This window comes from Sphingomonas sp. jy18, assembly GCF_056931895.1.
The window spans coordinates 55,636-81,559 of the sequence record NZ_JBXPBT010000002.1 but is presented as its reverse complement, the minus strand read 5'-3'; the positions used below and the strand labels follow the sequence as shown (position 1 = coordinate 81,559).

The 25,924-nt window shown below is 61.6% G+C and carries 29 protein-coding genes, 1 tRNA gene and 1 pseudogene; 12 read left to right on the top strand and 19 right to left on the bottom strand.

Features of this window, described 5'->3' with window-relative positions; genetic code table 11:
- The first annotated feature begins 70 nt into the window (after positions 1-70).
- Together AC0QC4_RS05535 and AC0QC4_RS05530 are read left to right on the top strand one after the other, a co-directional pair.
- Positions 71-1,204, top strand: coding sequence for an Rv3169 family protein (locus tag AC0QC4_RS05535; RefSeq protein ID WP_483658739.1), 1,134 nt, complete (start codon positions 71-73; stop codon positions 1,202-1,204).
- Positions 1,201-2,241, top strand: coding sequence for an aminoglycoside phosphotransferase family protein (locus AC0QC4_RS05530; protein WP_483658738.1), 1,041 nt, complete (start codon positions 1,201-1,203; stop codon positions 2,239-2,241). Before AC0QC4_RS05535 ends, AC0QC4_RS05530 begins: the two co-directional genes overlap by 4 nt.
- On the opposite strand, the gene AC0QC4_RS05525 is transcribed toward AC0QC4_RS05530, so the two are convergent.
- The 5 genes from AC0QC4_RS05525 to AC0QC4_RS05505 all read right to left on the bottom strand — a co-directional run bounded on the left by AC0QC4_RS05525 (position 2,238) and on the right by AC0QC4_RS05505 (position 7,295).
- Positions 2,238-2,807 (bottom strand): hypothetical protein, encoded by a 570-nt coding sequence (locus AC0QC4_RS05525; RefSeq protein ID WP_483658737.1) that lies wholly within the window; start codon positions 2,805-2,807, stop codon positions 2,238-2,240. The two genes, AC0QC4_RS05530 and AC0QC4_RS05525, sit on opposite strands and share 4 nt — an antisense overlap.
- A gap of 86 nt (positions 2,808-2,893) precedes the next feature.
- Entirely contained in the window at positions 2,894-3,874 is a 981-nt protein-coding gene (locus AC0QC4_RS05520) for a GNAT family N-acetyltransferase (protein WP_483658736.1), read from the bottom strand.
- 151 nt (positions 3,875-4,025) lie between these two features.
- On the bottom strand, positions 4,026-4,526 hold the full coding sequence (gene rpsI / locus AC0QC4_RS05515) for a 30S ribosomal protein S9 (protein ID WP_483658735.1): 501 nt from the start codon (positions 4,524-4,526) through the stop codon (positions 4,026-4,028).
- The gene (gene rplM, locus AC0QC4_RS05510) at positions 4,526-5,005 is read right to left on the bottom strand and encodes a 50S ribosomal protein L13 (RefSeq protein WP_483658734.1); all 480 of its coding nucleotides are present in this window, start codon (positions 5,003-5,005) and stop codon (positions 4,526-4,528) included. The genes rpsI and rplM overlap by 1 nt, the downstream gene beginning before the upstream one ends.
- Before the next feature lie 187 nt (positions 5,006-5,192).
- Entirely contained in the window at positions 5,193-7,295 is a 2,103-nt protein-coding gene (locus tag AC0QC4_RS05505) for a TonB-dependent receptor domain-containing protein (protein ID WP_483658733.1), read from the bottom strand.
- Positions 7,296-7,491: 196 nt separating this feature from the next.
- Between AC0QC4_RS05505 and AC0QC4_RS05500 the strand changes: the two genes are divergently transcribed.
- Both AC0QC4_RS05500 and AC0QC4_RS05495 read left to right on the top strand, forming a co-directional pair.
- Entirely contained in the window at positions 7,492-8,085 is a 594-nt protein-coding gene (locus tag AC0QC4_RS05500) for a TetR/AcrR family transcriptional regulator (protein ID WP_483658732.1), read from the top strand.
- A complete protein-coding gene (locus AC0QC4_RS05495; RefSeq protein WP_483658731.1) occupies positions 8,057-8,950 on the top strand; it encodes a phytanoyl-CoA dioxygenase family protein in 894 nt (297 codons plus the stop codon). Before AC0QC4_RS05500 ends, AC0QC4_RS05495 begins: the two co-directional genes overlap by 29 nt.
- Before the next feature lie 174 nt (positions 8,951-9,124).
- On the opposite strand, the gene AC0QC4_RS05490 is transcribed toward AC0QC4_RS05495, so the two are convergent.
- Positions 9,125-10,189 carry a COX15/CtaA family protein gene (locus AC0QC4_RS05490; protein WP_483658730.1) on the bottom strand — a complete coding sequence of 355 codons (1,065 nt, stop codon included), beginning with the start codon at positions 10,187-10,189 and terminating at the stop codon, positions 9,125-9,127.
- Positions 10,190-10,333: 144 nt separating this feature from the next.
- On the opposite strand from AC0QC4_RS05490, the gene AC0QC4_RS05485 reads away from it, so the two are divergent.
- Complete coding sequence (locus AC0QC4_RS05485; RefSeq protein ID WP_483658729.1) at positions 10,334-10,522, top strand: Flp family type IVb pilin; 189 nt, start codon at positions 10,334-10,336, stop codon at positions 10,520-10,522.
- A 45-nt stretch (positions 10,523-10,567) separates the two neighbouring features.
- On the opposite strand, the gene aguB is transcribed toward AC0QC4_RS05485, so the two are convergent.
- On the bottom strand, positions 10,568-11,419 hold the full coding sequence (gene aguB, locus AC0QC4_RS05480) for an N-carbamoylputrescine amidase (RefSeq protein ID WP_483658728.1): 852 nt from the start codon (positions 11,417-11,419) through the stop codon (positions 10,568-10,570).
- A gap of 46 nt (positions 11,420-11,465) precedes the next feature.
- On the bottom strand, positions 11,466-11,846 hold the full coding sequence (locus tag AC0QC4_RS05475) for a hypothetical protein (protein ID WP_483658727.1): 381 nt from the start codon (positions 11,844-11,846) through the stop codon (positions 11,466-11,468).
- A 163-nt stretch (positions 11,847-12,009) separates the two neighbouring features.
- Between AC0QC4_RS05475 and AC0QC4_RS05470 the strand changes: the two genes are divergently transcribed.
- Positions 12,010-12,086 (top strand) — tRNA-Arg (locus AC0QC4_RS05470).
- Positions 12,087-12,177: 91 nt separating this feature from the next.
- Positions 12,178-12,714, top strand: a complete 537-nt coding sequence (locus tag AC0QC4_RS05465) for a hypothetical protein (RefSeq protein WP_483658726.1) — start codon at positions 12,178-12,180, stop codon at positions 12,712-12,714.
- On the opposite strand, the pseudogene AC0QC4_RS05460 reads toward AC0QC4_RS05465, so the two are convergent.
- The 9 genes and pseudogenes from AC0QC4_RS05460 to AC0QC4_RS05420 all read right to left on the bottom strand — a co-directional run.
- A pseudogene (locus AC0QC4_RS05460) lies at positions 12,628-13,593 on the bottom strand (recombinase family protein); the annotation flags it as partial. The gene AC0QC4_RS05465 and the pseudogene AC0QC4_RS05460 overlap by 87 nt on opposite strands.
- Before the next feature lie 5 nt (positions 13,594-13,598).
- Positions 13,599-13,907 carry a hypothetical protein gene (locus tag AC0QC4_RS05455; protein WP_483658725.1) on the bottom strand — a complete coding sequence of 103 codons (309 nt, stop codon included), beginning with the start codon at positions 13,905-13,907 and terminating at the stop codon, positions 13,599-13,601.
- 177 nt (positions 13,908-14,084) lie between these two features.
- Positions 14,085-14,423: a hypothetical protein gene (locus AC0QC4_RS05450; RefSeq protein ID WP_483658724.1), complete on the bottom strand. Its 339-nt coding sequence runs from the start codon at positions 14,421-14,423 to the stop codon at positions 14,085-14,087.
- Positions 14,420-15,961, bottom strand: a complete 1,542-nt coding sequence (locus AC0QC4_RS05445) for a type IV secretory system conjugative DNA transfer family protein (RefSeq protein WP_483658723.1) — start codon at positions 15,959-15,961, stop codon at positions 14,420-14,422. The genes AC0QC4_RS05450 and AC0QC4_RS05445 overlap by 4 nt, the downstream gene beginning before the upstream one ends.
- Positions 15,958-16,710 carry a hypothetical protein gene (locus AC0QC4_RS05440; protein ID WP_483658722.1) on the bottom strand — a complete coding sequence of 251 codons (753 nt, stop codon included), beginning with the start codon at positions 16,708-16,710 and terminating at the stop codon, positions 15,958-15,960. The genes AC0QC4_RS05445 and AC0QC4_RS05440 overlap by 4 nt, the downstream gene beginning before the upstream one ends.
- A gap of 72 nt (positions 16,711-16,782) precedes the next feature.
- A complete protein-coding gene (locus tag AC0QC4_RS05435) occupies positions 16,783-17,295 on the bottom strand; it encodes a hypothetical protein (protein ID WP_483658721.1) in 513 nt (170 codons plus the stop codon).
- An 84-nt stretch (positions 17,296-17,379) separates the two neighbouring features.
- Positions 17,380-17,796 (bottom strand): hypothetical protein, encoded by a 417-nt coding sequence (locus AC0QC4_RS05430; protein ID WP_483658720.1) that lies wholly within the window; start codon positions 17,794-17,796, stop codon positions 17,380-17,382.
- Between the two features lie 136 nt (positions 17,797-17,932).
- Positions 17,933-18,583: a hypothetical protein gene (locus AC0QC4_RS05425; protein ID WP_483658719.1), complete on the bottom strand. Its 651-nt coding sequence runs from the start codon at positions 18,581-18,583 to the stop codon at positions 17,933-17,935.
- Positions 18,580-19,539, bottom strand: a complete 960-nt coding sequence (locus AC0QC4_RS05420) for an ROK family protein (RefSeq protein ID WP_483658718.1) — start codon at positions 19,537-19,539, stop codon at positions 18,580-18,582. Before AC0QC4_RS05420 ends, AC0QC4_RS05425 begins: the two co-directional genes overlap by 4 nt.
- Before the next feature lie 397 nt (positions 19,540-19,936).
- On the opposite strand from AC0QC4_RS05420, the gene AC0QC4_RS05415 reads away from it, so the two are divergent.
- Positions 19,937-20,140: a hypothetical protein gene (locus AC0QC4_RS05415; protein WP_483658717.1), complete on the top strand. Its 204-nt coding sequence runs from the start codon at positions 19,937-19,939 to the stop codon at positions 20,138-20,140.
- A 40-nt stretch (positions 20,141-20,180) separates the two neighbouring features.
- Here AC0QC4_RS05415 and AC0QC4_RS05410 read toward each other — a convergent pair whose 3' ends face one another.
- Positions 20,181-20,363, bottom strand: a complete 183-nt coding sequence (locus AC0QC4_RS05410; protein ID WP_483658716.1) for a hypothetical protein — start codon at positions 20,361-20,363, stop codon at positions 20,181-20,183.
- Between AC0QC4_RS05410 and AC0QC4_RS05405 the strand changes: the two genes are divergently transcribed.
- Both AC0QC4_RS05405 and AC0QC4_RS05400 read left to right on the top strand, forming a co-directional pair.
- Positions 20,362-20,670, top strand: coding sequence for a hypothetical protein (locus AC0QC4_RS05405; protein WP_483658715.1), 309 nt, complete (start codon positions 20,362-20,364; stop codon positions 20,668-20,670). The two genes, AC0QC4_RS05410 and AC0QC4_RS05405, sit on opposite strands and share 2 nt — an antisense overlap.
- A gap of 309 nt (positions 20,671-20,979) precedes the next feature.
- Complete coding sequence (locus AC0QC4_RS05400) at positions 20,980-21,363, top strand: hypothetical protein (protein WP_483658714.1); 384 nt, start codon at positions 20,980-20,982, stop codon at positions 21,361-21,363.
- A 60-nt stretch (positions 21,364-21,423) separates the two neighbouring features.
- Here the strand turns inward: AC0QC4_RS05400 and AC0QC4_RS05395 are convergent, their stop codons facing one another.
- Positions 21,424-22,581 carry a hypothetical protein gene (locus AC0QC4_RS05395; RefSeq protein ID WP_483658713.1) on the bottom strand — a complete coding sequence of 386 codons (1,158 nt, stop codon included), beginning with the start codon at positions 22,579-22,581 and terminating at the stop codon, positions 21,424-21,426.
- Between the two features lie 670 nt (positions 22,582-23,251).
- Between AC0QC4_RS05395 and AC0QC4_RS05390 the strand changes: the two genes are divergently transcribed.
- Positions 23,252-24,793, top strand: coding sequence for a type I restriction-modification system subunit M (locus AC0QC4_RS05390; RefSeq protein WP_483658712.1), 1,542 nt, complete (start codon positions 23,252-23,254; stop codon positions 24,791-24,793).
- On the top strand, positions 24,790-25,923 hold the full coding sequence (locus AC0QC4_RS05385) for a restriction endonuclease subunit S (RefSeq protein WP_483658711.1): 1,134 nt from the start codon (positions 24,790-24,792) through the stop codon (positions 25,921-25,923). Before AC0QC4_RS05390 ends, AC0QC4_RS05385 begins: the two co-directional genes overlap by 4 nt.
- The last annotated feature ends 1 nt before the right edge of the window (position 25,924 follow it).

Below are 25,924 nucleotides of genomic sequence, written 5' to 3'. Positions count from 1 at the left end.
CGCCTTTCCGTTACCGTAAGCGTCAACGCACTGGCGACAACAGCCGGGCGGGGATGGAGGGAGAGCCGCGATGCTGACGGCTGGCGACGAATATCCGCTGCACCAGACGCCTGAGCCAGTGGCGCTGGTTACAGATCGCAATTTCTACGACCGCTTCTTCTACAATGGCTATTCGCCCGACGGCCGGCTGTTCTTCGCCGCCGCGATGGGTGTCTACCCCGCACTCGACGTGATCGACGGCGCCTTTTGCGTGATGCTCGACGGGGTGCAGCACAATCTGCGCGTCTCCGCCCGGCTGAACGGGGAACGGATGGCGATGCAGGTCGGCCCGATCTCGGTTTCGATCGACGTTCCGCTCAACGCCGTGACGCTGCGGGTGGCGCCCAACGACGCCTCGCCGCTCGCCGCCGAACTGCACTTCACCGGGCGCCACTTCCCGATCGAGGAACCGCGCTTCACCCGCCGAGTCGGCGTGCGGCTGTGGATGGACTATACCCGCATGACCCAGAATGGCCGCTGGTCGGGCTGGATCGATGTTTCCGGCGCCCGCCACGCCATCGGCACGGACGTCACCGGCACGCGCGACCGCAGCTGGGGTATCCGCCCGGTCGGCAAGCCCGATCCGCAACCGGCGCCGCAGAGCGTCTCCGGCGCGATGCCGCAATTCTTCTGGCTGTGGACACCGTGCAACTTCCCCGGCCACTCGGTCTACCTCCACACCAATGACGATGCCGCCGGTCTGCCGTGGAACCGGCGCAGCGTGCTGTGGACGGATGGCGGTCAGCGGGGCGAGGAACAGGATTTCGAGGCGCCCGACATCGCCTACGACTGGGAACCAGGCACCCGCCGCATCAGGCGAGCGATATGCCAGCTCGGCCCCGCGACGCGGCTGACGCTGACTCCGGTCTCGCCGGAGGGCAGCAACGGGCGCGGGCATTTCTACATGAATGGGCTCGGCTACACCCACCCGCTGTGGGGCCATGGCCAAGATCATGGCGCGTTCGAGCTCGCCTATGACACCATCGATCTGGCGTCCGCCGCCGACAACGACATGGGCAATATGCACATCCAGGCCATCGCCGAAGCGGTGCTCGAGCATGACGGCGCGGTGCACCATGGGCGCGGCGTGGTCGAACAATTGTTCATCGGGCCGCACGCCGGTGCCGGGCTGACCGGCCTGTTCGACCCGGCCGTACCGGCATGATCCCGACCCATCCCGATGCCATTGCACCCGCCTGGCTGGCCGACGTGCTGGGCCGCCCCGCTGCGGCGCTGCGCGGTTTCACCGTTGCGCCGGTCGGCACCGGGCAGATGTGCGACAGCTACCGGCTGACGCTCGACTGGGCGGAGCGGGGGGACGCGCCCGCCACCGTCATCGCCAAATGCCCGAGCCTGGACCCCGCCAGCCGCGATGTCGCGCAGCGGCTCGGCAATTATGTGCTGGAGGTGAGCTGGTACCGCGAGCTGGCGGACCGGGTGCCGGTGCCGCGCCCCCACTGCCATTTCGCCGCGATCGAGGACAATGGCATCGACTTCCTGCTGCTGCTCGCCGATTGCGCGCCGGCGCGGCAGGGCGACCAGCTCAAGGGGGCCGATGCCGCCACGCTGGCGGTCGCCATCGACGCCGCCGCGGCGCTGCACGCGCCACTGTGGAACAGCCCCGAACTCGACCGGATCGCCTGGCTGCAGAAGGACAACCGCCCGATCATCCGCGCGCTGTTCCCCGGCATGTTCGAAGCGTTTCGCGAGCGCTATGCACGCCGGCTCGACGCCGACTGTCTTGCGCTTGGCGCGGGCATCGTCGAGCGGCTGGACGCCTATCTCGACCGCACGCCCAGCGCCCGGTCGCTGACCCATGCCGACCTGCGCATCGACAATATCCTGTTTTCGCCAGACGGGTCGGAATGCTGGATTGTCGATTGGCAGACCGTCGGCGCAGGCAATGGCGCGACAGACCTTGCCTATCTGGTCGGCACCAGCTTTGCCGACCCCGCCGAGCGGGCACGCGAGGAACGCGGCTGCTTCGAGCGCTGGCTCGCAGGCCTGCGTGCGGCCGGCGTGGCGCCGGACGCGGACGCGCTGTGGGACGACTACCGCGTCGGCGCGCTCAGCGGCTATTTCATGGCGGTCTTCGCCTCCATGTCCGTCGAACGCACCGAACGCGGCGACGAGATGTTCGCGGTGATGGCCGAGCGCCCGGCCCGTCAGGCGCTGGCGCTCGGCAGCCTCGACTTGCTCTAGCCCAGCGCCACCGCGCCGACGAAAGCGAGCAGGCCGGCACCACTGGTCCACATGGTCAGGCCGCGGAAGGCCGGAACCATGATCCCGATGGCAAGGCCGGAGGCGACCAGCAGCAACAGCGCAGCGGCCAGCACGCTGGCATAGACCTTGAACAGGGTGGAGCCCTTCGCCTTGTGCAGTTGCACGAACAGCCGGTGCAGGCTCGCCTCCTTGACCGTCAGCACCGCCTGGTTCGCGCTCTCCCCCGGCGCGATGGTGATGTCCCGCTGCGCACCGCTCCATTCGAAGGTCCAGCTGTCGCCCATCGAGCGGATCCGGTCCTTGCCGCTGGGCGGGGAAAGATCGAGCCGCGCGAGCTCGCGCGTGGCCAGCGCGAGCATTGCATCCTCATCCTTGGCCAGCGGGGCGTCGAGCTGGATGACATGCTCGGTCTCGATCACCTCGCCGGTATTGCCCCAGGTGTAGAGCGCGCCGGTTGCCAGGAACATGGCGATGGCCGGAAACACGAAAGCAGCGATGATGAGGTGCGCCTTGGTCAGGAACAGGCGGGTAGCAGGTCGGGCCAAGTGAGATCTCCACAGCCAAAAATATCGATTCGGCTGCGGGGTAGATTATTTGCGAATAGTTGTCATTAGCGAAATTGCGGATCGCGTCATCCGCGCAACCGCCTGCGCACTCCCTCAATACCCGTCCGCTCGACCGCCTGCTTGGCGATGGCGACAGCGCCATCGAAGGCGCCCAGTGCACCGAGCCGCACACGGTTGGTGATCGTCGGCCGCAGCAGCAGCATGTCGACGCTGGCAATCGCGCCGCTGGCAAAGCTCTGCTTGTGCTGGCCGGTGCCCTCGGTGAAATCGAACCACGCAAAGCGCCGCTCGGCCATGAGCAGGCGAAACGCCTCGAGCTGCAGCACGCTGCCGGGCGAATGATCGGCGAGCGCGGGATCGTAGCCCAGATAGGCGTAGAGCAGCACATCCCCTTGCGCGGGCGTGTAGAGATAGGCGGCAGGGCGACCAGCGAGGAACAGCAGGAAGCCGCGCACGCTGTCGCGCGCCGCCAGCGCCTGCATGTGCGGCAGGGCATCGCCGGGCAACCCGGCCGAGAGCAGCCGCTCCTGATAGCTGAGCGCCGAAATCTGGCGGGCGATGGCGAAGAACTCGGCCATCTCCGGCGCAGTCCGATAGCAACGCACATCGAGCTGGCCGCCGCCTTGCTCGGCAAAACGCCGCGCCTTGCGCCGCAGCCCCTGCCGGGTCGAGGAGGACAGCCCGGCGAACCAGGCATCGAAGCCGATGGTCAGGTCGGTATAGCTGCGGTCATAGCGCTGCCGTACCCACGGGATGAGGCGGCCATGATCCTGCCAGACCGCAGCTTCGCCCTCGGGCAACGCGCGCAACTGGTAGCCCTCGACGCCCGCAGGCAAGGGCGGCAGCGGACTGTGCCTGCCATTCAGCGCGTCGGAAAGCGGGACCGAGCGGCGCAGCAACGGCAGCACCAGCTTGCCAAGGCGGCGCGCGCCGACATCGAAGCCCAGCACGACCGACGCGGGCGCGTAGCCGCTGGCCATGTCCGCCGCTTCGCCGACAGTCGGCGCGACCGACGCAGCGCACGATCGGGTGCCAGCATCTGCCATGTGGGGGGGAGAGCGATGCATGCGCCGGGGGCTAGCATGGGCGCGTCAACATTCGGTTATCCGCAGGGGCCATGGCGCGCGCCCGAAACAGCAGCGGCCCCGGATCGCTCCGGGGCCGCTTGGTACCGCCTGTGGTAGCGGATCGAGCGCCTTAGCGCTTCGAGAACTGGAAGCTCTTGCGAGCCTTGGCCTTGCCGAACTTCTTGCGTTCGACAACGCGGCTGTCACGGGTCAGGAAGCCGGCGGCCTTGACCGTGCTGCGCAGCGACGGCTCATAGCGGCTCAGCGCCTGCGCGATGCCGTGCTTGACCGCACCGGCCTGGCCCGAAAGACCGCCGCCCTTGACCGTGGCAACGACGTCATACTGGCCGTCGCGCGCGGTGATGCCGAAGGTCTGGTTGATGACCAGACGCAGCGTCGGGCGCGCGAAATAGACTGCCTGATCGCGGCCGTTGACCGTGATCTTGCCGGTGCCGGGCTTCAGCCAGACGCGGGCAATGGCGTTCTTGCGACGGCCGGTCGCATAGGCGCGGCCATGCTTGTCGAGCTGCTGCTCGCGCAGCGGCACCGGTGCATTGGTGTTGACCGGCGCGGCATCGCCGCCGCTGGTGATTTCGCCGAGGTCGGCGAGCGTGTTGACGGTGTCGGACATCAGGCACCCACCTTGTTCTTGCGGTTCATCGCCGCGACATCGAGTGTTTCAGGGTTCTGCGCGCCATGCGGATGCTCACCGCCGGCATAGATGCGCAGGTTGCGCATCTGCTGGCGACCGAGCGGGCCGCGCGGGATCATGCGCTCGACGGCCTTTTCCAGCACGCGCTCGGGGAAGCGGCCACCCAGCACCTTGTCGGCGGTCACTTCCTTGATGCCGCCGGCATAGCCGGTGTGCTTGTAATAGGTCTTGTTCTTCAGCTTGTTGCCGGTGAACCGCACCTTTTCCGCATTGACGATGACAACATGGTCGCCGCAGTCGATGTGCGGGGTGAAGCTCGGCTTGTGCTTGCCGCGCAGGATGTTGGCGACGATGGTGGCGACGCGCCCGACGACCAGGCCGTCGGCGTCGATCAACACCCACTTCTTCTCGACCGTGGCCGGCGTTGCCGACTGGGTCATCTTGCTGAGCGCCTTCATGGGGGCGTGCTCCTTTGCGTGGTGGGGCAAAGCCCCGTAAACGAACAGCGCCGCCCGGCGGCTGCGGGGCGGCGAATGCAGGGGCCAATGGCGGCGACAGCGCGCAAAGTCAAGCGCTGCGCGGGTTGCTTGACGGGTATCATGATACCTGTCAGCCCAAGCGTCGTCCGAAGAGGCTAAGGCCGGATCACCCGAAGCTGTGGCGCAACGACAGGTAGATGGTGGCATGCCGGTTGCGCTCGCGGTCCTCGACGGCGACGGGCGCGCCTGCCCCCCGGTCTCCGGCGAAGAACAGGCGGTGGCGGGTTCCGCGTACATCGGTCAGATTCTCGACGGTGAGCGTCACCGTGGTCTTGGGGCTGGCGCGATATTCGGCAAAGGCGGTGACGAACGGATCGCCGCCATCGAAACTGTCGATCTCGTTGCGGCGGAAAACCGATGCGCGCGGCTGCCCATAGAGGTTGAAGCCCCAGGCAAAGCTGCCCAGGTCCTGGCGGAATCCGCCTTCGGCATACCAGCGTGAGGTGCCGGAAAAGAATCTGTCCTGCCCGGTGTACGGATCACGCACCGAGGTATCGCGCCATGTTCCCGAAGCCGTGAGCCGCCCGCCGCGAATGCCAAGCGCGCCAAGCGGAATATCGAGCGTACCGCTGACGAAATAGCGCCGTCCGGTCCCGAGATTGCCGGGCGCGTCGCCGCCACCCTCCACGGGTACGCGGTCCTGCAACTGGGTCACCTCATCATAGCCGAGCAGCGCCTGAATACGCCCGTCGCCCAGCACCGATCGTTCGATCGTCAGGCGGTACTCCCATACGCGCTGCGGACGCAGATCGGGATTGCCACCATCGACCCGGTCATTGGCCAGTTCCGCCGCGCCGATGAAATCGCCGAAGTCGAGCTGCGCCACCGTCCGGGTCAGCGATGCCTGCAGCCGCCAGCCGCCACCGGGGCGCCAGTCGAACGACGCTTTGGGCTTGATGAAGCGCAAGGTCCGCTCGGCATCGGCATCGCCGGTCACGGTCAGGCGGGACAATTCATAGGTAAGTCCCAGGTCCATCCGCAGGTTGGCCGCAAGACTGCGCCCGGCGTTGATAAAGGGCTCTGCGCGATATTCGCTGACCACCGCTTCATCGACCGGCAGATCGATCGGCACGGTCGTGCCGTCGCCTGTCACGCTGAACAGATCGACCGTGCTGTCCAACCGGTTGAAGGCCCCCTCGACCCCCGCTTCCAATGTCCACCCGCTGCGGGTCGGCCGGCTCCAGACCAGCCGGGTCACAGCCTCGTCCCGGCGCGAATCGACGCTCTGGATGAAGCCGCCGAGCACGGTATCGGCGACGATATTATACTGGTCGGAATATTCGGTGCCGCTGCCGGTGCGATACAGGCCGATCAGCTTGATTCCGCCGCCAGCGAAGGGGCGGGTGACATCGCCGCCCACTTCCCACTGCAGATTGCGAAAGCGTTCGGACAGACGATCATCGCGGCGCGGCCCGGCCGCCGGGCGGACGTCGTTGGTCTGGCGCAACGAAAAGCGGTTGCGCTCGATTCGGCTGTTGAAATTGGCACTGCGGTTCTCGCCGCCATCGAACGCCCAGCTCGCCGTGGCGAACCATTCCTGGTCGCGAATGTCGTTTTCCTTGATGCGCAGCTCGGTGATCGCGGCCGATGGCAGCGCCCGCAACGTATCGGTGCCTTCCTCCAGAAAATCCTCATTCTGATAACCGATCGACGCATTGAAGGTTGATCGGCCGCGTCGCAGCAGCGCCGATACACTGCCCTGCGGGCTCAGGCTGGCGGTATAGTCGCGTGCAAGGCGCGCCTCGACCGTGCCGGACAGCCCTCCGGTATCGGTAAGCACAATGTTGGCGACTCGCGGGCGTCCGGTATATTCGGCACCGAACAGATCGCCCGAGCCAACCTCGACGCGAAGCACCCGGTTGGCCGGAATGCGGCTGAGGATGGTCTGCAGCGAATCCGACTTGGCGCTGGGCCGTGCCCCGTTGATCACCAGATTGCCCGCCGCACCACCGAAGCCACGCACGTCGGCGTCACCGGAATCGAGGCTGAAGCCGGGGATGCGCTGCACGATGTCGAGCGCGGTGGTCGGCGCATATTGCGCAAAATAGCCTGCCGGATAGAGCAGCCGCCCATCGGCGGCCGTGCCCACCTCGGTCGAAGCCGCCGGCGTGGGCGCTGGCGCAACCGAATCCTGCGCCTGCACGGCGGGCGCCATCGCAATCGATGCCGCTGCTGCCAGCAGCGCACGGCCTGCCGGTGTCGTGGCCATTTGCATCTCTCCATCCCCTCAATTCGACTACATCTGTAGGCGGTGCGTATTATTCTTATATGACACCCTATCAATGCGCATGCGACGAAGCGAGGCTGGCGAACGGCAGTCCACCTGCGCAGTCCTTTGCGCCGCTTGGTCCCGTCTCGCACCCTAGCCTGTTGCATCGGCGAAAGTTTTTTATATAATCACCGTTATGCCAAAACGAATCGACCCAGAGGAGCGCCGCCGCACCATTGCCGATGCCGCAATCGAATCGATCGCGGCGGACGGGCTGGAGGGTGCCAAGCTGGCGCGCATCGCCCGCCGCGCCGGCGTCACCACCGGTGCGCTGACCCATTATTTCGAGGACAAGGACGAGGTGCTGCTGGCCGCGCTCGAGGAAGTGCGCCGCCGGCTGATGGAGGCGCTGGACGATATCGACGCGCGTCCGCCGCTGGAGCAGCTCGCCGATGCCCTGCCCTCTACCGCGCAATCGGCCAAGGAATGGCGGGTGTGGCTCGCCTTCTGGGGCCGCGCGGCGTTCGTGCCCGCGCTCGCCCGGGTGCATCAGGCTTATTATGCCGAGATAGAGGCGGCATTGGCCGAGCGTCTGGGCGGCGACAGCGAGGCTGCGGCGGCGATCATCGCTGCGATCGACGGCATCGGCGCCCGGGTCAGCCTCGAACCGCATCTGTGGCCGCCCGAACGGCAGCGCGCGCTGCTGACGCGGCTGATCGCCCCGCTGTTACACCCCGCACCGCTGCAAGGAGAGAGTCCCCATGCCCCAGTTGACCCATCTGCCGCCTGACGCCTCGACCGACGCCATCATAGCCACGCTGGAGGCAGACGGCGCGCTGATCATCGACGATGCCATGGCCCCGGGCCTGCGCGCCCGGCTGATCGGGGAGATCATGCCCTATGTCGAGGTCACCCCCTACGGCCTCGACGATTTCACCGGCCAGCGCACCACCCGCACCGGCGCGCTGGCGGCGCGGTCCGCCGCGTGCCGCGAGCTGATCATGGACCCGCGCCTGCTCGCCGCGTGCGACCGCTTTCTGCTGCCGTTCTGCGACCGCTATCAGTTGCACCTGACGCAGTTGATCCGCATCCGCGACGGCCAGGGCGCGCAGCCGCTGCACCGCGACCGGCTGGCATGGGGCGGCTTCCTGCGCCACGACATCGAACCGCAGCTCAACACCATCTGGGCGGTCACCGACTTTGTCGAGGCCAATGGCGCGACGCAGGTGGTGCCGGGGTCTCACCGCTGGGACCCGGAGCGCAAGGCCGCGCCGCATGAGATCGCCTACGCCGAAATGGCGGCAGGATCGGTGCTGGTCTATTCGGGTTCGGTGATCCACGCCGGCGGCGCCAACCGGTCGGGCGGGGACCGCATGGGCCTCAACCTCACCTATTGCCTCGGCTGGCTGCGGCAGGAAGAAAACCAGTATCTGTCCTGCCCGCCCGATATAGCGCGGGACTTCAGCCCCGAGCTGCGCAGCCTGCTCGGCTATGCAATGGGCAGTTATGCGCTCGGCTATTTCACCCCGCCGCTGCCGCCCGGCGAGGGTCCGGAAATCGTGCCGCCCGAGCTGATGTTCGGCGGCGACAGCGCCGGCTGGGGCGGAACGCTGTACGAGGCGGTCGCCGCCCGGGCGAGCGAAGGAGCGCTGTAGCGGCTGGCCTGGTCCACCTTACCGGGAAACAGTCGAGCCGCTCGGTAGCCCGCGCGCCCGCCGGTGCCGATGGCGATGCAAAGCATCAACGGCGCCTGACGGCAGGCCGCGCTTGGACAAGATCGGCACTGCGGGCCAATGCAAAACGGGGCAGGCAGCCGCGAGGCGATCCTCTCAGGCGGGTCGCGGCGCGGTGCTGCTCGCTGCATGGCCGCACCATGCGGCGGTCGCCACCAGCAGCGCGCCGACACCTTGGTGCGCAACTGCGATCCACAGCTCGACACCGCTCAGCAAGGTCGAGATGCCGAGCAGGATCTGCACCGTCACCAGCAGATGCAAGGCAATGCCCGCCCGCTTCGCCCCGGCGCGCATCGCCTGAATGCCCAGCCACAGCATCGCACCCGCCGCGACAAAGGCCCACCAGCGGTGGAAGAATTGCACCACGACCGGGTTGTCGACCAGGTTGAGCGTCCACGGCGCGAGCATCGGCGTCGCGGCGGGGAAGAATTCATCGCCCATCAGCGGCCAGCTCGAGAAAGCGAAGCCCGCGTCCAGACCGGCGGTGAAGGCGCCCCATATCAGCTGCACGGCCAGCAGCAGCATCGCCACAAAGACGCCGCGCCGCAGCGGTGCGGGCTGCAGCCCGGCGCCGCGATGCAGCGTGATCATGTCGCGCGCGGTCCACACCAGCGTGCCCAGAATCAGCAGCGCCATGTTGAGGTGCACGGCAAGGCGGTAATGCGACACGTCGGTACGGCCGGAAAGGCCGGACTTGACCATCCACCACCCGATCAGCCCCTGCAGCCCGCCCAGCGCCAGCAGGGTCACCAGCCGCGGCATATAGCCAGCAGGAATCATGCGCTTCACCGCGAACCACAGCAGCGGCACGGCGAACGCCAGACCGATCACCCGCCCCAGCAGACGGTGGGCCCATTCCCAGAAATAGATGAACTGGAAATCGGCCATGCTCATGCCGCGATTGACCAGCTGATATTCGGTCGTACGCCGGTACAGATCGAACTCGCGTGCCCAGTCCGCGTCCGTCAGCGGCGGCAGCGCGCCAGAGATCGGCTTCCATTCGGTGATCGACAGACCCGATTCGGTCAGACGGGTGATGCCGCCGACGATGACCATCAGCACAACCAGCGCCGCCACGGCAAACAGCCAGCGCGCAAGGGCCAGGGGCTTACCGACTCCGGTAACGCCGGTCTCGACAGCGGATTTGGGGGGAGCGAGCATGGGGGGCATATCGCGCCGGTCGCGGCGAAGTGCAAGGCCGCACGCCGCCCCGCCACTTATCGGAAATTTCGTTCGACCGCGCTCATGCCGCCTGCGTAAAGACTTTGGTCATATTTGACCGGCAGAGCGGGTGCGGACCACATCATGCCGCACCTCAAATCCATCCTGACCCGGCTGTTCACGGCACGCGAAGGCGCCAGCGCCATCGAATATGCCTTGATGGCCGCGCTCATCGCCATTGCCATGGTGCCTGCGCTGAAGGTGGTGACCGACGGCAATAACCAGCGCGCCGACAAGACCGCCCATGCCCTCGCGGGTGCGCCCGAGCAGTAACGCGCCCGCCATTCCCCGCGGCCTGACCGGCCGACGCGGGAGCGGTCAGATATCCTGCGCTATCCTGCCATATAGTTCCGGCCGGCGATCGCGGAAAAAGCCCATGCCTGCCCGGTTCTTGCGCGCGCGATCGAGATCGAGCGTGGCGACGATCACCCCTTCCTCGTCATCGCCGAGCTCGGCGAGCACATCGCCCCATTCGTCGCAGATGAAGCTGGTGCCATAGAAGCGCTGCCCGTCCTCGTCGCCGATGCGGTTGGCGGCGATCACCGGCATGACATTGCACACCGCATGGCCGATCATCGCGCGCCGCCACAGCCGCCGCGTGTCGAGCGCCAGCTCCTCGGGCTCGCTGCCGATGGCGGTGGGATAGAACAGCAGTTCCGCGCCCATCAGCGCCATCACCCGCGCGCATTCGGGATACCATTGGTCCCAGCAGATGCCGACGCCCAGCGTCGCGTCAGGCTGCGGCCACACCTGGAACCCGCTGTTGCCGGGGCGGAAATAATATTTCTCTTCATAGCCCGGGCCATCGGGGATGTGGCTCTTGCGATAGACCCCCTGCACCGCCCCGTCCGGTCCGATCATCGCCAGGCTGTTGTAATGATGCGGCCCTTCCCGCTCGAAGAAGCTGGTGGGGATGGCAACGCCCAGTTCGGCCGCCAGCGCCCGCATCGCAACCACGCTGGGGTGGCTCGCCAGCGGTCGCGCGCGGGCAAATTCCTCCTCCAGCTCCAGCTTGCAGAAATAGGGGCCTTCGAACAATTCGGGCGGCAGGATGACGCTGGCACCACGCCCGGCGGCCTCGCGCACCAGGGCGGAGACGGCGGCGATATTGTCCGTTTCGCTGCCGCCCAGGGCGAGTTGCAGCGCGGCGACGGTGACGGTACGGCTCATGCCGCGCATGTAGCGCCGCTACCCCCGTTCCGCCAGTGCCTGCGCGTCAATAGCCTCCGTCGCCCTGCTCTGCCGGCGCTGCATCCGCATATTTGGAAAGCGCCCGCGCGCGCTCCTCGGCAGCAGCAGCGGCCTGCCGGGCGCGCGCCAGGTCGCGCGGCGGCGGTGGGCCGGCAATGGGATCATCGAGCATCGGATCATGATCGCTGACCGGGGCCTCTGCAGCAGTGCGCCCCTCTGCAGCCTCCGGCGCTGGCGGCGGAGGCATCGGCTCGGCGCGGGCGGCCGCCACGCCATCCGGCCCGGCTGAAGGCGGCGCCGTCACGAACATCTGTTCGCCCCAAGCCCTGCCCGGGCCGACAAGCAGGAAGACAAGGCCAAGCACGGCCAGCAGTCCCGCCACAAGCAACTGGTTTTTCCGGTCCACGAAAATACCCCGCATGAAGCTGCACAACGATCAACTGTCACCCGAGACAGCGCGGTTGCTGCCACATCGCGCCCCGATTGTCACGCCCGCATCGCCGCCCCGCGACCGCGCGCCAGCAAAAGGGCTTTGCGCTGGCACCGGGCTTTGCTAGGGCCACGCCCACGCACCCATAGCTCAGCTGGATAGAGCGTTGCCCTCCGAAGGCAAAGGCCAGAGGTTCGAATCCTCTTGGGTGCGCCATTTCCATTTTTGGGTTGTTCAGATCGAATAACATCTTGAATGGAATGGATAATTCGGTGTTTCGAACGACTCCTTTTGGGTCATAGACCAAATGCTTCGGAAAGGTGAGCCTGAGGGCCATCTTCTTCTCCGCAAGCGACCCATTATTCCAAAGATTCCAAGGACTTGCGAGGAACGCCAGAGCGTTTCGAAAGCTTTCGTCAAAGTCCCTCTTCGGCTGCGCCGCGCGAGCCATTTTGTCCTTCAAAAGCAGCTTCGTGCTTTCCAATTCAGCGATACGATTCTCGTATGCGCTGATCACCGTCGGGCTTTCGGCCTCGACGATCCGATCAAGCAACTGCTTCACCTTGCGCTCGATTTCAGCGAGTTCCTTCTCAATCGCCTTGCGCGATTGATCGGCATTCATCGCCTGCTTGTTCCAGTGATTCCGGAACGCAGCAGCAGCCAGATCGACCAGCTCTTTCGCTGGAGTGACGGAACGAAGAAGCGCTTCGAAAGCGCCTTCCACTTTCTCCCGTGCATACGACTTGCCGCGAAGATCGCAGGCGCGCTGGCGGCAGAGGTAATAGGGATAGGCCGCGCCCAGTCTGCCCTTGCTGTAATTCGCTGTCAGAGGATGGCCGCATGACGGGCAGCAGATATGACCGCGAAGGGGAAAGTCCGCGCTCACATCGGCGCGGACGGCACCGCGTGCCTTGCCCTTCAAACGATCCTGAATCTCATTGAACGTCTCGATGGAGATCAGCGGCTCGTGTTTGCCGAGGCGCGGTGCGACATTCCACGATGGAACATGCACGATCCCCGCATAGATCGGGTTCGTGAGAATCTGCTTCACACGTTCATTCGATACCGAGCCATTCGCCATTTTCGGAACGGATGGCTGCGCTTCAAGGAAGCGCATCACTTCTGCTTGCGATGCAAACCGACCACTCGCAAATCCTTCGAGTGCTTCACGAAGCACCGAGGCGAGCGGTTCATTATGGACGAGCACTTTGCCGCCGCTGGAATGGCGCGCATACCGGTAGCCCCAAACCGCCTGGAACACCCAGAAGCCTTGCTGGACACGTGCTGTCATGCGGTTGAGCGTTTGCTCTGCATTCTTCTGCCGCGCGTGCTGACTGACACAGGCGAGGAGGTTCTCGACCAGCTTGCTGTCTGAATCTTCGCCAAACTCGATTGACGGAGATTCCAGCGATGCGCCAGTTGCGCCGATATCTGCACGTAGCTGCAAATGCGCTTCGATGCCGCGCGCAAGGCGCGAGATATCGTCGATCACGACGACGTGAGAATGCTTGCGCGTGGAGCGCAAGAATTTGATCATCGCATCCATACCTGGACGCTTGACCAAACTTCCCGACATATCGTCTTTGAATACTTCGACGACCTCATAGCCCTTGTGCTCGCAATAGCTGCGGCAGCGCTGTTCTTGTGAGGATAGGCCGTCAGTCCTGATCGTCTGCTGCGCAGATGATACGCGGCAATAGATAACGGCTTTCTTTGAATTCATGTCTGTCATGGCGCAATTTCCGGTTTGTTATGTTTTGTGATCGCGCCCTCATGACTGAGGTCAACAAGCATGGCGTTGCCAAGAGCTTTCATCTTACCATCTTCACGCCCATTTTGTGAAGAGTCCGAAGCTCCTTTTTCGAGAGCAAGCTCAGTGGGATCGAGACCCCAATCGGCAGCGGCAAACGCTGCCATGATGCTGTCAACGACTTGGATCGCCTCGTCTTTCTCGGCGTCCGTCATTCCTTCGATAGTCGCGACAATCGCGCGATACCGGTCGAGTTCCTCAGTTGTAATTCCGACAATCTCGTTCATCACAATCACCATCGCGCACGCTCGATGGCGAGCGGCCTGATGGGAATTCTGCTTTTCTAGTCAGAACAACGTGGGGGAAACTCGCGTAGGACACGCTCAGTTTGCGACCACATTATAATATAATCATAGCATGAATTGAACAAAAATTACAAGCTTTTCCGCAGAATTCTGCGGTTTCTATCGTTCCAGCCCGCGATCCTTGCCGATCATGCGCTCGCCAACCTTGCGGATTTTGTTGACCCGTTTGAGATGATCGTAGCGCACCAGTTGCTTGGCTGCGGCTCGCATGCGCTGTTCAGGATTGTTCTTTGCAAAGGGTGGAGTCAGTTCATGCGGGTGCCCTTGCTTTGTCAGCAGGTCGCGATAGCGAGCTTGCGTCAGTGCAGGTTCGCAAAGGACGAACCGTGCATCTAAGCGAGTGATGGCCTCAGCAACGCGGCCATGGATACGCCATTCCCGAAGGCTCAATTGGCCTTCGTTGTTGAACCGCGATGTGAGAGTGGAGTTCTCGTTCATCCTGAAATTCCTTTGTGCAGCTCGCGCACGTCGCGCACTTGTGTTCGCCACGGATCAACGGTGAAATAGGGAACCGCATCGCTGATCAGCAGATGCGGCATGGATGCCACACGGATGACCTGGCGCGTGGGGCCAAGTGCGATCACATCGCCCGCTTGCAGGACAGGCCGCTTCGTCTCTGAGAGATTGGCATTCGCCGTTTGGATCACGCCGCCATTGTGACTGACGCCACCCTGCAAGATGGTTTTCGTACCCGACCATAGCTCGATGTCTTTGAGGAGGTCCGGCTCCCACACCGATTTCATGGTGATGATGCCGACCTGATCCTCGATGTCTTTGACTTGCTCCTTCGACCATTGCGACGTGAGCGAGTTCCGACCTTGTGCGAAGAACCAGTAGCTCACGCCGAGGCCCCGATAGAGCCGCAGCGAGCGCAAGATGCTGGGCACGCGCGGCAGGTTTGCGAACTCATCAACAATGAATGTTGTGCGCACCGGCCCGCGCGCCGCTGCGATCACTTCCGTCATCATCGCAATCAACATCGAGACCCACGCTTTCGCGACATCGATGCGATTGGCAGGAAGGATGATATAGATCGTCATCTTCTCGCGCTTGGCGCGTGTCAGATCGATATCGTGTGAGGCGCACGCATTGCCGAGCGACTTTCCAAGCTCGAATGCCGAGAGAGCCGATGCAGCTTCGCTGCGAATGGCCTCCCACTGCTTTTCCGCATTCACGCGCATCGATGCGAAGGCTTGTGCGCGGCGTGCGATGGATTCGATTGGCGATGTCGCCATCATCGAAAACTCCATCGCGAAATGCTCGTCATCGCCGTGCAGGAATTTCCACACGTCCGGCAGCGTGCATTGCTCGCGCTTTTCTTGCGCGAGATATTCAGCACGCAGCGAGCAGAGCTGGATTGCACCTTTGCGCACCCACGCGTTGTCACCATCACGCACGGGCGCAGGCATGACGATCTCGAAGATCGCTTCGGCTTCGCCATCCGGCGAGCCATCAGCTTCGACAATTTCGATCAGCCGAAAGAGCGGATTCACATTCGTGTTGGGATAGCCATGAAGGCCATAGGGATTGAGGTAGATGACGTCAGTGCCGAGCGTATCGCGACGATGCGCTGCGCTGGAAAATGCTAGCTCACCGTCTTTAGCATCCACTACGACCAGCGTTCGATCATTCGAATGCGCGAGGTTGGGCTGGATCAGAGTTGTCCCCTTGCCACCACCAGCGCGATTGTAGGTGAGGAGTGACTCCTCACCATTGTGAAAGATGAAGTGACCGAATGCGCCGAAGGCTCCGAGGAAGAGGCCGGTGCTGTTCAGCAGCCCTGCCTTTTTGCAGTCCTCCAAATTGCCAAGCCGTCCGTCGCCAAATGCGCCGGACGGCTCCGCAGTTGCCATCGCATCTTCTAGCTCTTCAGCTCGCTCGCGTGATCGACGCGCGTTGTCTGCTTCGCTCCAACCACGATGGAGCGCGAAGCCGCGCTCCATCCAGTTCAGAAAACTTCCGCCCTGTCGCATCATCGCTCCTCCCGCATGAAGCGCGGCGGGGGCGGCAGATCGATGGGCGGCAGAGCATCGATGCGCTGCCGCAATGCATCTTCACTCGGCAGTGCATTCACATAGCCAGTGAGATCGACATTGGCGCTTGCGAGTGCCGCATCTTCGAGGCGACCGCTGGCAATGCCGCGCTGACGTTCCGCTTCCGCAAGAACAGTGTCACCCGACCCAGGTTCGAGCCAGTTCTGCACATTGCCAACCAGCTCGGCCATGTTGGCAATGCCGACATTCGTTCCGCTTGCCTGAGCTGATTGTCCCATCTGCCGCTCGACATACGCACCGCGAAGGCGGTTTGCGGAATCGAGCTGCATCTGGTTGACAGCGACCGCTGCCTTGTAGGCTTCGAGATAGCCTTCAATGATGCGCCCATATTGCGCATTGCGCTGCTCATAAGCCGCGCGCAGTCCATTCACATAGGCCTGCACTTCGGCATCAACCGCGCCTTCATTCTCTTTTACCTGACCGGCAACATCGCCGATGTATTCGCCCGAAAAATCTTGCGGCCTCCAGCCTTCAGGCGCGAAGCGAACGGCGGCGAAGAAAAGGCCGCCAACGACGATCACTGTGATCGCCGTATTCAGCGCAGCCGGAATGCGAAATTTGCGCTTGCGCTGTTTTGATTCAACGCGCGGCGCAGCCGCATGAACCACTTCCGTTCCGACTTGGCGCGCAGCGCCATCGTCATAGTCGAGCTTGTATTGAACATCAGACATGAATTGTCCTCCATCGCGGGATTGCGATGGAGGACAGGCAACACAAATCGCGCTTGCGATTGGGGGGAAGTCTCAGTTCAGCACGTCAATCGCGGCCGGAGGATCGACAAGCGAAAGGGCGATCCACAAAAGCTTGATGCGTGCCGCGATGATCGGCGATTCATCTCGCCACATGCAGATCAGCTTTGCTCGGATGAAGCGATCATTCCAGTTCGCATCAGAGAACATCTCAGCAATGTCCATGCGCGAGAAATCGAACGCGATGCCGTCGTGATCGATGACGACCGCATCGCTCTGATCGATCACTCGTCCGACGAAGTCTCCGAGGCGCTTCGCATCGGGCCGCGAATGCAGCGCTGCATAGGCGAGTGACATCGCAAAGCGCGTCCGGCATTCGGCAAGGAACGCTGGCGGCGGCACATCGATGCGCCGATCATCGAAGCGCAAATCATTGTCATTGGATGCGCCGGAAGGGCACGCCTCACAGCGCGGCCATCCGTAATTCCAGATCCAATGACGACATGCAGGGTGATTGAGGCAGCCGTCCGATCCATTGGCTGCAACGGGAATAAGGTTTGTATGCATGACAACGCTCCGATCATCGTGTTGATGCTCGGAGCGTGACTGAGTTTGCCAATTATAGTGGTGGGAAGTCTGCGGCGTCAGCGGCTACTTCAAAATCATTGCAGCGAGCGCAGGATGCCGGTGAGCTATCGCAAGATAGACGAGACGCATCCTCGGCAAAACATTGACGTGGGGCCGCTGCTTTGGCGGATTGGCCGCTTTCTTGCGCATCTCCGAGAACCAGCACCCCGCATCACCCTTGGCCAGATGCCAGTCGATTTCCGGCACCCGCCAGACCTTACCGCTCTCGGTGACGAGTCGCACGTCCGAATAGAGCACGGCGGCCATGAAATCCGGCATCGCCCTGCGCGAATAGGGCAACGCGCTCAAAACCATCGCCATGCGCCACATCACCGATACCGAATGGAAATGATGCAGGTCAGGCACCACCAGCGTTTGACTTGGTGTGTTATCGTTAGCGGCCAGCTGCCGCAGTTCTTCAATGTTCAAGAAATCGGACATCGCACACCTCCCTTCCGCCGCATTCGCGGCTCGACTAGCGCCACCCGCTACGCGGGAGGCTCGACAGGAGGTGGCCACCTCAGGACCGACAAATCATCGATCTGAGCTAACTTGTCAATAAAAGAAATATCAATAGCTACACAGGCGAGGCCCCATGCTTGCTCCGCCAGGCCCGAAGCCGCTCAGCGTTATGGAGATTTGCAATTGCAGATACGTCGCCAGACGCCGCAAGACGTTTGGTTCTTTCGTGACGAGGCGGAGGCAAATGATCCTTCGGATCAAGTTGGTGTCGCGAGCAGTGGGTGTGAATGGCCGGAATCAGCTTGGGATCGAGCTTGCGAAGCTGATCCTGATAAAGCGCGCCCGCGTCAGCATACTTACGCCAGACGCGATCATAGTATTCGATAGGCGACTCAGGCCGCTTGCGATTCTCATAAAGCTCCGGAGCAACATCAGGGGGCGCAACAGCACTTTCGAGGCTATGCGCTTCAACGGCAGCATTGGAAAACCGTTCTCGCAAAACACCGAACGCGACCTCAATGCACTCATCTGGCGCTAAGTCAGAATTATCGATCAACTGCCTAAAACTATTTTGAAATTGCCTGCGATTCAATTGCCCTCTCTCAATGCAACCTGAAATCAGACTGCGAACCACCTCTCCATATTCATGTTCAAGGAAGTCAGAATTATAGCAATTATCATCATAAAACGCAAGATTTTCATATGCTTCAATTGACGTCGATTGTTGAAGGGCTGCTAGCTGAGGGAGTTCAGTGCGAATATTCATGATGAACTCCGCGCCAGATCGAGCGACATGCGCCGTCTGGAATTCTCCAATAGTCCGAGAAGGCTCGCCATCGGATCAGTCTGCGCTTCCTGAATGAAGCTCTCCAGATAATCGAGCGCATCATAGTGCGGGAAATGCTTCAAGAGATCGCGAAACTTCGAGCGAACCGCTGGCACAAGGTTCGTAATGACATTCTGCCGGAGAACGTAGCCGCCAATCGCAATCCTCTGCGGAGCCGCTGAGGTAACGACATTCACGCAGATTTGCGCGAGATAAAAACTGATGATTTCCATGATTTTGAAATCGTCGATACCGGTCTCACGCCGCTCTAGAATTGAGCGATGCGATGTGAGGCCTATGAAGCAGTCGCGATGGATGGAGCAATTGCCGAGATGACTATCATCAGCATGGATGCGTCCGTAAGCGTGACCCGCTTCGGGATGCTGTTCACCGCGCCACGCTTCATTGGCCAGCACTAGGCCGACATTGAGACCACGCCCAAACCAGACATAGCCAAAATCCGCGACACCTTTTCCAACTCCCCACACCTGCTCGCCAAGCGCCGCAGCAGTCGCATCATTATCGACATACACTGGCAGATCGCGCTTGCCCGTGACGCTACGCATCAGGGCCGGAAAATCATAAGTGACCACATGTCCACGCCGCCGCCCGTTTGGCACATGCGTGATCACCTGGGTTTTCAAACTGACATTGCCGAATGAACTTACCGCCGCCGCATCCGGCGCGATCTTAGTTGCAGCAACATAGTCCGCCACCACATCGCCGAGCGCACGGAGGTCGAGTTCGCCCTGATCGTCAATGTCCTTGGAAGTGGGGTCGATCTTGCGCTCTATCTTTTGCGGATCACCCATCTCGGCGACCTGATAGCGCCGCCCGTCTGACTCAAGCACCGTATGCGTGAGCAATATCTGGTCGTCCTCGACCGCTGTCAGCACTATCGTTCGCGTGCTCAAAACCGACTCCCCATCATTTACGTCGCGATGCCAGCCGGTCCTGCATCGTCGGGCGCGGTCAATAATCTAGTCAATCACTGTTGTCCAGAGATTGTTGACCAGTGCGGTTGAAACCAATCAGACAGGTCTCCTCACAGCTAGGTTCACGCGGGAGCAGATGAACCATTCCCACCGTCATCATTCATGGGTTTTTGACCAGACGCGCCGCCGATCAAGGCCGCTCGCTTCCGCACTTCGTTTGTGCAGCTCCGCGCCGCAGGCGAGCCCATCATTTCATTCGTGCTCGGCCTTTGATCGCCGTCTCACTCGTCAGGTCACGAGTCTCCCCATGAAGCCGGTTGGGAATGGTCCCGACCCGTGAACAACAAGGAGACCTACAATGTCTGATAATAACACCAACCGCCCGAGCCACCGTCTTTTCAATGTCACTGGTGACGGAGACAATGCCCGCTGGACCGATGTCGGCGTCGCATGGGCATCGAAGGACGGCAAGGGCTTCACCCTGGTGCTCAACGCCATCCCCGTAAACGGTCGCGTGGTCATGCGCATCAACGAAGAGAAGGACGCGAAGAAGGGGAGCTAACGCTCCCCTTCGGGGTTTGCGCCAGACGCGGCCCGCTCCATCATGGAGCAGGGCCGCGTTTCGCTTGCTCAGCTTTGATCATCGCAATCAGCGCCGATGCAGCCTGATGCTGTGCATCGGCGCGCGGCGCTTGGCCTACCGCGTGGCTCGCGAGCTTGAACAAATGGACAAGCTCGCGGGATGATTTTGCAGCAAGATCATTGCGGGTGAAATTGAAGTTCATGGCGACCTCCTCTGGGTTCTTGCGCCGCCCACCATGGGCCGCGTTGGAGGAGCTGGAGATCGAGAGGGATGGACGACGCATCACCCGTGATCGCAACGAAGTGGAGAAGGCTAGTGCGGACTCGCGGTCGCACGCCTTGCGCCTGTTTCATCGCTATCGGTCAGGTTCGAACAATCGCCGGTCTTATGTGGTGGCGCATCCCGAGGAGTGGATAGCCAGGTTCATCACCCGCCATGCTGCGCAATCATCGCGAACGCCCAAATCTCGAAGGTCGCCCAAAACGGTGAAGGCCAATGCGCGCCAGTGACCGCAGAGAAGCGTCGCATCATTCGCGCATGATCAACTGAGGCAAGCCGATAGCACCGCCGCGCTGGGGCAGTCAGCTATCGTCAAACCCATCCGTCTCCAACGAATCCGCATCCAACACATTCACGCGGGGATGGTTATTCCGACCTTGCACCCGTCCGTCTCGCTTGTGCCCGCAAGCCCCGCCCGCACCACTCGGCGGCTACACCGCCGACCGTGTTAGGGCCTGCGCGCGCGATCCGGCGTGCGCACCGAGGTCTCCATGAACCCGCTCAAATGGTTGGGCGGCTTCCACAAAAGGAGACTGAAAATGGGACTCGATATGTATGCCCACTCAATGCCAAAGGACGGTAATCGTCCGCCCGTCGATTTCGACGTCGAGGGTTTGCACCTCGATAGCACACCGCGCATTCACTACTGGCGCAAGCATCCAAACCTACACGGCTGGATGGCTGGACGCTATTACGAGAAGGGCGGCACCGATGACGATTTCAACGTCAACACGGTCGAGCTGACGCCAGAGGATATCGATGAGCTTGAGCGCACGATCCTCGAAAGTCGCCTTCCTGATACGTCTGGCTTTTTCTTCGGCGCGACGACCGGTGAGGAGCGCGACGACGATTTCGAATTCATCCGCAAATGTCGTGAGGAATTCGCGAAGGGTCGCACGATTGCCTACTACGCATGGTGGTGACACCAAAACGCGAGGCGATGTCCCCATCGCCTCGCGCCATTCTTTTCCAATCATGGACGGTTACGCGCCGCCCTTCGGCGCGCGACGCTTGTATTGGCGCTTAGGGCGCGGCACGTCATCGTTTGCGGCTATCCGGACCGGCCTCGCGGGCGATGCCGGTGCGCGCGGCGGGACGTTGCCGCGTTCCATGATGGCGAACCCGAGCAGGATCCCGCCAAGCGGGATCAGCTCGATGATCGCGCCGATGGCGAGCGCTCCCATCGTCGCATCGGGATACATCCCGAGCAGCGCGACGTTTGAGACAACCGGCACACCTGGAAGCGGTTGCACTTTGAGCGCTGCAATGTCGTCGAGACCCTCGATGAGTGCATCTGCGATGCCATCGAAATTCTGGGCAATCGCATTCGCAGCTGGCGCAGGCAGACCAGCCGCGTGCCAATCCTTGCTCAGCGCCTCCGACGCGGTGAGCATCGTCTCGATGGCAAGCGCATCTTTGATGCCACGCAGCACGCGCTGCCATTCATCCGCGTGTTTGCGCACGTCGGTCATTTTTGTCCGCCGATCTTTATCGGAATCAATGGCGCGGCGCATCTCGATCAAGATTCGATCTGCGCGCGCGAATTGGCGCGTCAAATATGCGCGATTTGCATAGACGGAATCGCGCGCGATTTCACATCCGCTCGCAATGTTCTGGAGCGTGATTGCCACGCGGCCAACATCGCCGCCTTCGCGGGAGAACGCGCCGGTTTCACTTTCCTGTCCGCCCATCGACGTGCCGTTGGCTATGCAGTCATTGAGCAACGGCGTGCGATTCTGAATTTGCGCGGCGGCACGCCGATGCAATTCAGTTTCAGTTTTCATTTCTTGAAGCGCATGTTCCTGATGCGCGCGCTCGCCGGCAGGTGCGGCCAGCACAGATGCAGCAGCAACACCGAGCACAAGTGCAACTGCACCATACATTGCCAAAAAGGCAGCTTTCGCCTTGCCGCGTTGCGGCTGCGGCAACGCCGGAATGTCCGTCATCGCGATATAGCTGCAACCGCTCAGGCCAAGCGCGATGGCGAGCACCGATGCTCCGGTTTCAAACCACGCGAGCGGCGTCATTCCGCCGGATGATGACACGAGGTCTGCGATCCACACGCCTCCAAGCGATGCAGAAATCCCGTGAAGGGTGAGGTTGATACCGAACAATCCAGGCGGAGATTTTGCGTTGTCCATAGCAGCGGACTCCTTTCCGCCACCGATTTGCTACCAACCAAATTGCTTAGTGGGGGAAAGTCGGCCAAGCACAGGTGAAGGCCGCAAGCCGCGAGGAGTGCAAACCACTCCGAGCACAAATCCAGCTTGTCGGTTCTACCGACTCCGCAATAGCCAGATTACGCGTTAGCGTGATCCGCAAGGTGTCGATGGTAGTACCATCGCAACCTTGGCAAGGGGCACCCGCTGCGCGTGCCCCGTTGCATCCCCACCGGCTAACCGGCCTCTCCGAATCTCCATCCGCTTGCCCAGATGCCTGCGATGCAGGCAGGGGCAACGTTTGCGGAGATCGTCGAAGCCGGTGCAACGTATGGCCGTTGCATCACCAGTCAGGCGGAGCGTTCCTGCTCCCCCGACACCCCCATGACCACGGGGAGATTTCGCTCTCCCCTGGACCCCATCGACCAACCGTCCGCCGGTTGGATGCCGTCAGGGCTTTCGCGCCCTGAACCACGAGCATGACTTGGAGATTGCCATCTCCACCTGCACCGAACCATGGCCCAACGTCATGCCCGTTTGATCGACACGCCGCGATGTGGTTTAGAGCAACCAACCCCTTCCCAAGAAAGCAGAATTATGCTTTCATTACCGGCTGTCACTTGTGGCGGCTTAAGAAGAACATGGAGCCGCAATGCTAACGGGTGAAATCCGCAATCAGGTTGATCAAATTTGGAACGCTTTCTGGTCAGGGGGCGTGTCTAATCCTCTGTCTGTTATCGAACAGATCACCTATCTTCTTTTCATCAAGCGGCTCGATGACTTGCATACGCTTGAGGAAAACAAGGCCGCTAACCTTGGCATCGCCATGGAGCGGCGGATTTTCCCTGATGGCAACGACGAGCTAGGACGGCCTTATTCCGATCTTCGCTGGTCGCGCTTCAAGAATTTCGAAGCACGCGAAATGATGGATGTCGTTGCAGAACGCGTCTTCCCCTTCCTGCGCCAGATGGGCGAGGAGGGGTCGAGCTACGGCCAGCACATGAAGGATGCGCGGCTCGGTTTTAGCAACGCCGCATTGCTCGCCAAGACCGTCGATATGCTCGACAAAATTCCGATGGATGATCGCGACACCAAGGGCGATCTCTATGAATACATGCTCGGCAAGATCGCGAGCGCGGGCACCAACGGTCAGTTTCGCACGCCGCGCCACATCATCCAGCTGATGGTGGAAATGACGCAGCCGACACCTGATGACGTGATCTGCGATCCTGCCGCTGGCACGTGTGGCTTCCTCGTGGCAGCGGGCGAGTATCTGCGCGACAATCATCCGCAGCTTTTCCGTGACGAGAAGCTTCGCAAGCACTTCCACAGCGGCATGTTCCACGGGTTCGATTTCGACCCCACCATGCTCCGCATCGGCAGCATGAACATGACCCTGCACGGCGTAGACAATCCTGATGTCAGCTATCGAGACAGCCTGGCACAAGAGCATGATCGCGACGCAGGCAAGTACAGCCTGATTCTCGCTAACCCACCCTTTGCCGGTTCGCTTGATTACGATGCGACAGCCAAGGACCTTCAGCAGATCGTCAAGACCAAAAAAACCGAGTTGCTGTTCCTCGCTCTGTTCCTGCGCTTGCTGAAAACGGGTGGACGCGCGGCTGTGGTCGTGCCCGACGGCATTCTCTTCGGTTCATCCAACGCACATCAGGAATTGCGCAAGCTACTGGTCGAAAAGCACAAGCTCGAAGGTGTTTTGAAACTGCCCTCCGGCGTGTTCCGGCCCTATGCGGGCGTGTCCACCGCCGTGTTGTTCTTCACAAAGACCGGTGTGGGCGGCACCGAAGATGTCTGGTTCTATGACATGCAGGCCGATGGCTACTCTCTCGACGATAAGCGCAACGAGCTGTTGCCTGACGAAAAGCTCGGCGTGCAGTTTGCCTATCCGCTGACGCCGGAAGAGCATGAGAAGAACAACCTGCCTGACGCACTCACCAGATGGACAAAGCGAGATGGCGCGGAGCGCGAGAACCCGCGCACCGCGCAGAGCTTCACGGTTTCGAAGGAGGAGATCGCCGCGACTGGCACTTATGATCTATCACTGAATCGCTACAAGCAAGTCGAACACCAAGAAGTGACGCACGACAAGCCGACCGTCATCATCAAGGAACTGCGCACCCTAGAGCAGGAAATAAGCGACGGCCTCACCAAGCTGGAGGCAATGCTGGGATGAGTTGGGGGCAGGCAAAACTGAGCGACGTTGCAACAATCGAAAGGGATGGCATAGCTTCCGACGCCATCATCGCAGGCACGAGTTATCTGGGGCTGGAGCATATTGAATCTGGTGGAAGGATTCTTGGCGCTGCAACCGTCGAAGCCGGTGACCTTGCAAGCACCAAGTTCCGCTTCACCAAGCATCACGTCTTGTACGGGAAGCTGCGTCCTTATCTGGCGAAGATTGCTACGCCTGACTTCGACGGAATTTGCAGCACAGACATCGTGCCAATCAAGCCCGGGCCAAAATTGGATCGGTCATTCTTGACGCATTTCCTCCGTCAGCCAGCCATGATCGAGTTCGCAAATTCGCGAACTACAGGTGCGAACCTGCCAAGATTAAGCCCCAAGGCTCTCGCAGATTTTGAAATTCCGATCCCTCCGTTCGAAGAGCAGAAGCGGATTGCAGCGATCCTCGATCAGGCGGACGAGTTGCGCCGTATGCGCCAGCGCGCCATCGACCGCCTCAACCAGCTCGGCCAAGCCATTTTTCACGAGATATTTGGTGACCCAGCGACCAACCCGAAGGGCTTCGAGGCATTGCCGTTAGGCGACGTGGTCGAGTTTATTGGCGGATCGCAACCCGCAAAATCTCATTTCTTGTACGAGGATGGTCCAGATCGTGTCCGGTTCGTTCAGATACGCGACTTTAGGACGGATAAGTACCCAACTTGGGTCCCCAAATCATTGGCGAAGCGACCCTTTACAGAAGACGATGTGATGATCGGGCGATACGGCCCTCCCGTATTCCAAATATTCCGAGGCTTATCGGGTACGTACAATGTTGCACTGATGAAGGCCAAGCCGAAGCGACATCTTACATCGGATTTTGTATTCTATCTTCTTCAAGAGCCGAGATTGCATTCTTATGTTGTTGCCAACTCAGAACGGACAGCAGGGCAGTCAGGTGTGAACTTGGAATTGCTGGAGAAGTATCCTGCTTATGTGCCACCGGCTGAACGACTGTCTGAATTTTCAGATCGCATTGCTTTTGTCACTAATTTAATACGAGCTCACAGAGACGCGCATGCATCTGCTGAAAGGCTTTTCCTGTCCCTCCAGCACCGCGCCTTCAAAGGGGAGCTGTAGC